8 protein-coding genes and 2 pseudogenes are annotated in these 8238 nt (G+C 69.7%); 5 read left to right on the top strand and 5 right to left on the bottom strand.

Annotated elements, in window-relative coordinates; genetic code table 11:
• Positions 1-120: 120 nt before the first annotated feature.
• The 4 genes and pseudogenes from ACFYXM_RS21640 to ACFYXM_RS21625 all read right to left on the bottom strand — a co-directional run.
• Positions 121-423, bottom strand: a pseudogene (locus ACFYXM_RS21640) (IS3 family transposase); the annotation flags it as partial.
• On the bottom strand, positions 420-776 hold the full coding sequence (locus tag ACFYXM_RS21635) for a transposase (protein ID WP_389291462.1): 357 nt from the start codon (positions 774-776) through the stop codon (positions 420-422). The pseudogene ACFYXM_RS21640 and the gene ACFYXM_RS21635, both read right to left, overlap by 4 nt.
• Before the next feature lie 68 nt (positions 777-844).
• Positions 845-3154, bottom strand: coding sequence for an FtsX-like permease family protein (locus ACFYXM_RS21630; protein WP_389291460.1), 2310 nt, complete (start codon positions 3152-3154; stop codon positions 845-847).
• Complete coding sequence (locus ACFYXM_RS21625; RefSeq protein WP_389291459.1) at positions 3151-3861, bottom strand: ABC transporter ATP-binding protein; 711 nt, start codon at positions 3859-3861, stop codon at positions 3151-3153. Before ACFYXM_RS21625 ends, ACFYXM_RS21630 begins: the two co-directional genes overlap by 4 nt.
• A gap of 138 nt (positions 3862-3999) precedes the next feature.
• Here ACFYXM_RS21625 and ACFYXM_RS21620 point away from each other — a divergent pair, with 138 nt between their 5' ends.
• From ACFYXM_RS21620 to ACFYXM_RS21610, 3 genes are all read left to right on the top strand, one after another.
• Positions 4000-4839, top strand: coding sequence for a sensor histidine kinase (locus tag ACFYXM_RS21620; protein ID WP_389291457.1), 840 nt, complete (start codon positions 4000-4002; stop codon positions 4837-4839).
• Positions 4836-5555: a response regulator gene (locus ACFYXM_RS21615; protein WP_389291455.1), complete on the top strand. Its 720-nt coding sequence runs from the start codon at positions 4836-4838 to the stop codon at positions 5553-5555. The genes ACFYXM_RS21620 and ACFYXM_RS21615 overlap by 4 nt, the downstream gene beginning before the upstream one ends.
• A gap of 77 nt (positions 5556-5632) precedes the next feature.
• Positions 5633-5824 (top strand): hypothetical protein, encoded by a 192-nt coding sequence (locus ACFYXM_RS21610; RefSeq protein WP_389291454.1) that lies wholly within the window; start codon positions 5633-5635, stop codon positions 5822-5824.
• Positions 5825-6038: 214 nt separating this feature from the next.
• Here ACFYXM_RS21610 and ACFYXM_RS21605 read toward each other — a convergent pair whose 3' ends face one another.
• On the bottom strand, positions 6039-6554 hold the full coding sequence (locus tag ACFYXM_RS21605) for a DinB family protein (protein ID WP_389291452.1): 516 nt from the start codon (positions 6552-6554) through the stop codon (positions 6039-6041).
• A gap of 121 nt (positions 6555-6675) precedes the next feature.
• Here ACFYXM_RS21605 and ACFYXM_RS21600 point away from each other — a divergent pair, with 121 nt between their 5' ends.
• Complete coding sequence (locus ACFYXM_RS21600) at positions 6676-7425, top strand: transposase family protein (protein WP_389291451.1); 750 nt, start codon at positions 6676-6678, stop codon at positions 7423-7425.
• 48 nt (positions 7426-7473) lie between these two features.
• Positions 7474-8192 (top strand): annotated as a pseudogene (locus tag ACFYXM_RS21595) (IS6 family transposase).
• Positions 8193-8238: the final 46 nt, after the last annotated feature.

The raw sequence follows: 8238 nt of genomic DNA, 5'->3' as shown, positions 1-8238 counted from the left end.
GTCTTACCGCAGCGGATGTGGTCCTCGACCCGGGCATGGGCCCGGTGGCGGACCTCCAGGTACTGGATCGAGCCGCCGCCGGCGACGGGCGTGTCCCGTGGTGTGTTTGCGGCGCCGCAGGTGACGGCCCTCGATCCGGTGGAGGCGCATGAGACGCTCGACGCGCTTGCGGTTGACGGCATGCCCGAAGCCCCGCAGTTCGGCGTGGACGCGGCGGACTCCGTACGCTCCCTTGTGCACGGTGTGGACCTCACGGATCTCCGCGACCAGGGCCTCGTCGGCGGCCCGCCGCTCCGCCCTGGCCTTCGCACCGGCGATCCACCGGTAGTATCCCGAGCGCGAGACCTGAAGGACCCGGCATATCCGCTGAACGCCGAAGGTCCCGGCGTGGGCGGAGACGAAGTCCCAGCGGTGGGTCTTCACTTCATCTCCTGCGCGAAACAGGCCGCCGCCCGGCGCAGGATCTCCCGCTCGAGCTCCCACTCCTTCTCCGCCTTGCGCAGCCGGCCGATCTCCGCGCGCAGCCGGGCCAGCTCCTCATCCCGGTTCTCCGCGGTCTGGTCCCCGCGGCCGTGATGGCGACCCGCATGTTCGTCGGCCTGGCGCACCCAGCTCCGCAGCGTCTCGCCGGTCACCCCGACATCCGCCGCCACCGCCGCATACGTGCGCTTCCCGCCCGCCGCACGACACAGCGTGACCGCATCGTTCCTGAACTCCGCCGGATACGGAGACTTCCGTCCCACCAGGACACCCTTCCTCGGATCAACAAGATCCATTGTCAGAGTGTCCACACCGCCGGGGGCACCTCATCCTCGCCCTTCTCTGCACCATGCCGACAGGTGATCTACTCGGTGTGCAGCACCGAGGCGATGGTCATCCGGGCCGCCGACCGGGCCGGGACCAGTGCGCCGAGGACTGCGATCGCCACACCCGCCAGGAGCATCGCGGCCAGCTGCGGCGCGTGCCACACGTCCTTCATATATGCGGGGAAGTCGACCACCCCGACATGGTCCACGACGAGGCGGTGCGCCACGATCCCGAGCGGGATGCCGAGCAGCCCGCCGACCGCGCCCAGCCCGGCGACCGAGGTCACCGTCATCACCACCACCTGCCGGGGTGTCATCCCGATCGACTTGAGCATGCCCAGGTCCCGGCGCCGCTCAAGGGTGTTCAGGAGAACGGTGTTGAAGACACCGAGCGACGCGACGAGTGTCAGCAGCATCGTGAACACCGTCGAGAAGGTGATGACCGTGGCGGTGCCGGCGTTGCCGGAGTCCATCACCGACGCGTGCAGGCCCGGGTCGAGCGCCGCGACCGCCTCGGCGTAGGCGCGCGCGTCGGCGCCGGAGGCGAGCCGTACCGTGTACTGGGTGGCGTGGGCGTCCGGTGCGAGTTGGGCGAGACTCTCCCAAGCGGCCTCCAGGGCCCGGGCGTTACCCTCAATGAGCTGACCCACGACGGTCGCGGTGATCTTCCTGCCGTTCAGCTCCAGCGTGACCCGGTCACCGAGCTTCAGCCCGCGCTGGCTCAGGAACGCCGGCCCGGCCACGATCTCGCCCGCCGCGGCCGGCGCCCGGCCCTTGACGATGGTGTGCTCGTACAAGGAATCGTCGCCGCGGTAGAAGTCGGCGAAGACGGGCTGGGTCTGCCCAGTCATGTTCGCCTGGGACAGCGCGCGGGCCCGTACCCCCTCCGCACCCGGCAGGGACCGCAGCCGTTTCTCGATCTGCGGGTCACTGAGCCGGGGCGGGGTCCGGTCGTTGCCCGATCCCCCGGTCGTCACGTGGATCCTGGCGCCTCCGTCCTCCCGCCCGACATTGCCGTACGCCACCATGGTGCTGGTCAGTCCGGTCGACAGTGTCACCGTGGTGACCCCGAGGACGATGGCCGCCATGGTCAGCAGGGTGCGGCTGGGGCGGGCGAACGGCTGGCCGAGGCCCAGACTGACCGGGCGCGGCAGCCGGGTGGCGCCGAGCAGCCGCTGGACGCGCAGCCCGCGCCCGGTTCGCGGCGCGCCGCCCGCGCTGATCGCCTCCGCGGCGGGCACCCGGTGGGCGCGCAGGGCGGGGACCAGCGCGGCCAGCAGGACGAGGGAGGGCATGCCCACGAGGCAGGCCACGGACACCCACGGGCTGATGTCGCCGACCGAGGCCCGGCCCACGTCGATGCCGGTGAACGCGACCTTCAGGATCGGCCCGGCCAGCGCGTTGCCGGCCAGCGTGCCCAGCACGCAGCCCACCACCGCCGGTACGGAGAGCATCGTCAGGTAGACGGCCACGACCTGGTTGGGGGTGAAGCCCAGGGCCTTGAGCACTCCGATGTGCCGGTACCCGGAGACGACCGCCCCGCTGACCACGTTGCCGACGATCAGGGTGGAGACGAGCAGGCCGAGGATGCCGAAGAGTGTGATGAACGGGAGGTAGGAGTCGGCCAGCGCGGAGAAGGCGTGCTTGAGGGTGAGGTAGGTCTGAGCGCCGGTCAGCGATTCCTTGGGCAGTCCCGTGGTGGCCCGTGCCAGCGAGGCGCTCAGCTGGGTTTCCGTCGAGGAGTCCGTGAAGCGGTAGAGCATCTGGGCGGAGGTCGGGTGCAGTGCGGCCATCTGCTCGGGCGAGACCCAGGCGCTCGCCGACTTGCTCATGCTGGCGGCGAATCCGACGACGGTCAGCGTCGCTCCGCCGGGGGTCTCCAGCTTGGTGCCGAGCAGCTCGGGGCCGGGGGAGCCCTGGACGGACCAGTTGACGACGATCTCGCCGGGTGCGGTGGCCCAGTGGCCCTCAAGGAGTTCGATCCGGTCCACGGGGCCCGCCGGATCGGCCCGGCCCACCACCGTGAGGGTGCCGCCCGCCATCCAGAGCCAGTCCTTGGGGATGTCGACGACGGCCTGCCCGAACGGCCCGGCCGCGGCCTCCACCCCAGGCTGCCGGGCGGTCCGTGCCAACTGCTCCTGCGAGACCTTCGTGGTGTCGAAGGCCGCCACCGTATGAGCACCGCGCTGTGCGGCGTAGGCCTTGTCGAAGGGGCCCGAGGCGGCGTTCAGCAGCGCCAGCGCGAGCAGGACGGTCGTGGTGGAGCAGAGCACGACGAGCCCGATGACGAAGGTCTGGAGCCGACGGCGCTTCACGGCCGCGCGGGAGGCTCTCCATACGGCGCTCACGCGGTCGCCGCCAGCGTGCTCTCGCGGGCGACCCGGCCGTCGGCGACTTCGATCAGCCGGCTGGCGCAGCGGGTAGCCAGCTGCGGGTCATGGGTGACGATCAACAGGGTCTGGCCGATCTGGTTGAGGTCGATCAGCAGATCCATCACCTGCTCGCCCGACCGGCTGTCGAGGGCGCCGGTCGGCTCGTCGGCAAGCAGCAGGGCCGGGCGGTTCATCAACGCCCGTGCGACGGCGACCCGTTGCCGCTCGCCGCCGCTGAGCGTCGCAGGATAGTTGTTCCGGCGTTCGGCGACACCGAGTTCGTCCAGGAGCTCCAAGGCACGGCGGCGCGCCTGCCGGGCCGGGGTGCCGGTCAGCTGCGCGGCCAGTGCCACATTGTCCAGGGCGGGCAGATCGTCGATGAGGTTGAAGAACTGGAAGATCATGCCGACGTTCCGCCGCCGGAACAGCGCCAAGCCGGTCTCGTTCAGTTTCCCGAGGTCATGACCCTGCACCTCGACTGCGCCCGAGGTCGGCCGGTCCAGGCCGGCCACCATGTTGAGCAGGGTGGACTTGCCGCAGCCGGAGGGGCCCATGACGGCGACCGCGTCCCCCGCCCTGATCTCCAGCGACAGGCCGTCCAGGGCCTTCGCGTCGCCGTACTCCTTGTGCACGCCGTCCAGCCGCACCACCACGTGCCGGGCATTGTCATGTTCGGTTGTCATGGCTCGAACTTAGGACGGAGTCTGCGGACGGGGCGTCACCCCCCGGATGTATCCGTCCGGGCAGGTCATCCCAGGGATGTACGGAGCTGCATCCGGGGGCTGATGCGGGGCGCGTCGTGCAGCTGCGAAGATGATCCGGTGTGGGGATCCTGGACGATCTGGCTGGTCATCGCCCTGGCGGCGGCAGTTGGCGCCGCTGGGTGTCTGTGCGTGGCGGCGGTCCGGGCGCGGCGGCTGCACCAGGCGGCCATCGAGGAGCGCGGCTGGCTGCTGGAGCGGGAGCGCGAGAGCGCGACGCGGACCGCGGTCGACGCCGAGCGGGCCAGGATCGCCGCCGAGCTCCACGACATCGTCAGCCACAACGTGAGCCTCATGGTGGTCCAGGCCGGAGCCGCCCGCGAGGTGCTGGCCACGATGCCTGACGAGGCTGCGGCGGCGATGAGCGCCGTCGAGACCGCCGGGCGGAACACGATGACCGAGCTGCGGCACCTGCTCGGCCTGCTCGTACCCGCGCAGAACGGCGACGACGAGCCCTACGATATGGACCTGTCACCGCAGCCGAGCTTGAGCCGGCTCAGCCCGCTGATCGACCGGATCGCCTTTGCCGGCCTGCCCGTGGAGATGCGCATCTCGGGTGAGCCGCGCCCGTTGCCGACCGGGATCGATGTCACCGCCTACCGGATCATCCAGGAGGCCCTGACCAATGCCCTCAAACACGGGGACGGAGCGAAAGCCGAGGTGACGGTGCGATACGCGGACCACTACCTGCGAGTCGAGGTGCTGAACAGCGGACCGAGCATCCTGTCGGACAGCCGGCCCGCGCGGAAAGAGCCGGTCCCGGGCCAGGCAGACGGAACGGGACGTGGGCTGCTCGGCCTGCGGGAGCGGGTCGCCGTCTACGGCGGCGACCTTGACGCCCGCCGCCGCCTCGGCGGCGGCTACCGAGTCCGCGCCCGGATCCCGCTGGACCGGCCATGACGACGCACACCGAACCCGCCCCTCGCGTCGTGATCGCCGACGACCAGGAGCTGGTCCGCACCGGCTTCCGCCTGATCCTGACCGCCCGCGGCATCGACGTGGTGGGCGAAGCCGGCGACGGAGCCGAGGCCGTGGCCACCGTGCTGAGGCTGCGGCCCGACGTCGTACTGATGGACATCCGAATGCCCATCATGGACGGCCTGGAAGCCGCCCGCCGCATACTCGCGCAGGCCCCGGACTGCCGGGTGATCATGCTGACCACCTTCGACCTCGACCACTACGTCTACGCCGCCCTCGCCGCCGGAGCCAGCGGATTCCTGCTCAAGGACGTCACCCCCGCGCATCTGGCCACCGCCGTACGCCTGGTCGACACCGGTGACGCCCTACTCGCACCCTCGATCACCCGCCGCCTGGTGGAGCGCTTCGCCCACAGCGCCCCCAGAACCGGTTCGGGTCTCGCAACCCCAGCCGTCCACCGAGACCTGGCCGCGCTGACGCCGCGCGAGCGCGAGGTACTGACGCTCATGGGCCGAGGTCTTTCCAATTCCGAGCTGGCAGGCGAACTGACGCTCAGTGAGGCGACAGTGAAGACCCACGTGGCCCGGATCTTCGCCAAACTGACCCTGCGCGACCGGGCCCAGGCCGTCGTCCTCGCCTACGAGACAGGACTCGTCTCACCGGGCGAGTCCGCTGACACCGCCAACCCCTGCCGATAGCCGGCAATTTTGGAGCCAGGAGCTGTTCGCTCCGACGCCCGCCGGACGGGCGGCCATCCTCGGCCAGGCTCGGCTCGATGAGATCGAACTTGAGTTCCACGTCCAGCCAGAGCTGGCGCACGGGTACCAGCAGCACCGTCGTGCACCTGGACAGCAGCCGGTGCCTCGACCAGATCGCCGGCAGGCCAGTCCTGACGTACTGTAAGCCGTCGAAGACGACGACCCAGCACTGGGCGAAGGATTACGGGCTCTCCCGCGATTGGTCGTGAGGCGTGTTGGCCTGGCTCCTGAGGCAAGGGCCCGCTACGCGGAGTCGCGCTAGTGCCGCATCAGGCAACGTTTGCCCCGTCGCGACGTCGGGCACGCACTCTCGCTGCACCAGCCGAAAGCCCAAGTACGTCCAGTACAAGGACTTCCGGCCGGCACACCGAGAGCACGCACCCCACGCCGCTCCTTGACGGGCAAACGTTGCCTGATGCGGCACTAGTAATAGCCCTTCGTGCCGTCGAGCAGCTCTCGGACGATGTCCGCGTGCCCCGCGTGCCGCCCCGTCTCCTCGACGAGGTGGATCAGCATCCAGCGGAGGTTGGCGCTGCCGGAGCGGAAGCCGGGGTGTCGGCCGACGTCGTCCAGGGAGGCCGCGGCGACGATCTCGTTGCTGCGGGCGCACTGGGCCTCGTACTCCGCGAGGAGCTCGGCGAGGGGGCGGCCGCCGGTGTGCCAGTCGGCGTCCTCGCTCGACTCGTCGAACGACGGGTTCTGCTTCTCGTCGCCGCCGAGGAACAGCACCTCCAGCCACATGTGCTCGGTCCAGCGCATGTGGGAAATGAGACCGGCCATCGTCATGACCGGTGAGGTCGGGACGACCGGGCGGTGCGCGTCCTCATCGCTCAGCCCCTCGCATTTCCAGCGCAGGATCTGCCGCTGCAGGTCCAGCCAGCCGATGAGCGCGGTGCGTTCGTCCGCTTGGAGCGGGGGGCGTTCCAGTTCCGATGTCATGCTTGCGCACGCTACCGGGGCGGCCGGGAGGGGACACCTGGATTTACGGGCCCTTCCACGATTGATGCTCTCCGTCACGGTTGGGGACATCGGGGTGTTGGTGCGAGTCATCCGGATTGTGATGACTCATCAGATCCGTGCGATGGTGGCGCATCCCGCCCTCTGCGGTGTCCCGGAGTGGCTCTTGGGCGAGCTGGTCACGGAGCTCGCTGCGCGCTGGGAGGCCCGCTGCGAGTCCGAACGCCATGGCCGTCGTCAGGGTTCGCGCCGACGTGAGGCGGGGGCCGGGCCGAAGTACGAGCTGGTGTTCACCGACCGGCTGCTGGCCACGCTGGTGCACCTGCGGACCGGGCTCACCTATGAGGCGCTGGGCGTCATCTACCAGGTGGGCAAGTCGACGATCGGCCGGGCGGTGGCAGAGGTGAGGCCACTACTCGCGGCCCGCGGGTTCGCGGTGCCGCAGCGCCCCGGGCTGCGGCTGCGCACATTGGAGGGCGTGTTCGCCTATACCGAGGCCGAGGGGGTGACCCTGCGGATCGACGGGATGGAGACCCAGGTGAGGCGCCCCAAAGCACACCGTCCCGGCCGACGTGCGTTTGTGTCGGGCAAGCGCAAGCAGAACACGGTCAAGACGACCACGATCAGCGATGGGCAGGGCCGGACCCTGTGGTCCGGAGCGGTACGTCCGGGCCGGATGCATGACCAGACCTGCGTGCGCACCGGGGGCATCGCCGAGCAGTTCCACCGGCACCCCGGCGTGAAGGCAGAGGTGGACGACGGTTACCGGGGCCTTGCGAACGATTTCCCAAACCGGATCTCCGCCCCGCCGCGACGACCGAAGTATCTGGACGGGCATTGTCACGTTGGCTGACCGGCCTGAGATGATCTTGTGGTTGATCGTGCCGGGAGGGGTTCGCTCGTGTCGTCCGCGCCGCCGTCGTACAAGGGGCACCGATACCCGGTAGAGATCATCTCCCACTGTGTGTGGCTGTACTTCCGCTTCCCGCTCAGCTTCCGGGAGGTCGAGGAGCTGATGCTCGAGCGCGGCGTGCTCGTCTCTCACGAGACGGTCCGCCGCTGGTGCGCGAAGTTCGGGCAGGCCTATGCCAACTCCCTGCGCCGGAGGCGGCCCCGTCCCGGGGCCAAATGGCACCTGGACGAGGTCTTCGTGAAGATCAACGGTGAGCTGAAGTACGTGTGGCGGGCCGTCGACGCCGACGGCAATGTGCTCGACATCCTGGTCCAGGGCCGAAGGGACAAGGTCTCAGCCCGGCGCTTCTTCCGCGACCTGCTCAGGAATACCTGCTCGGTGCCGCGGGTGATCGTCACCGACAAGCTCCGCTCCTACGGCGCGGCCCACCGCGAGGTCATGCCCTCCGTCGAGCACCGTTCCCACAAGGGCCTGAACAATCGGGCCGAGAACAGCCATCAGCCCACCCGGCAGCGCGAACGCGCCATGAAAGGCTTCCGCAGCGTCGGCGGAGCCCAGCAGTTCCTGCCGCGTTCAGCGGTATCTCACCCCACTTCAGGCCCCGCCGCCACCTGATGACCGCCGCCCACTACCGCACCGAGATGACCACCCGCTTCGCCATCCGGGATCAGATCACCGGCGTCGCCGGCCTGCCTGCCGCGGCCTGAGCACGATTTGAACAGAACTCCAGACTCAGAAGACCAGGGTGCAGGA

This window comes from Streptomyces sp. NPDC002476 (assembly GCF_042889785.1).
In the GTDB taxonomy this organism is placed as follows: Bacteria; Actinomycetota; Actinomycetes; order Streptomycetales; family Streptomycetaceae; genus Streptomyces.
The sequence above is the reverse complement of the archived record's forward strand: the minus strand, read 5'-3'. Positions and strand labels throughout refer to the sequence as shown.

Excerpts from the sequence above, each read along its gene's own strand:
- ACFYXM_RS21615 (WP_389291455.1), top strand. The coding sequence starts at position 4,836 with ATGACGACGCACACCGAACCCGCCCCTCGCGTCGTGATCGCCGACGAC.
- ACFYXM_RS21635 (WP_389291462.1), bottom strand. The coding sequence starts at position 776 with ATGGATCTTGTTGATCCGAGGAAGGGTGTCCTGGTGGGACGGAAGTCT.
- ACFYXM_RS21600 (WP_389291451.1), top strand. The coding sequence starts at position 6,676 with ATGACTCATCAGATCCGTGCGATGGTGGCGCATCCCGCCCTCTGCGGT.
- ACFYXM_RS21625 (WP_389291459.1), bottom strand. The coding sequence starts at position 3,861 with ATGACAACCGAACATGACAATGCCCGGCACGTGGTGGTGCGGCTGGAC.
- ACFYXM_RS21605 (WP_389291452.1), bottom strand. The coding sequence starts at position 6,554 with ATGACATCGGAACTGGAACGCCCCCCGCTCCAAGCGGACGAACGCACC.
- ACFYXM_RS21610 (WP_389291454.1), top strand. The coding sequence starts at position 5,633 with ATGAGATCGAACTTGAGTTCCACGTCCAGCCAGAGCTGGCGCACGGGT.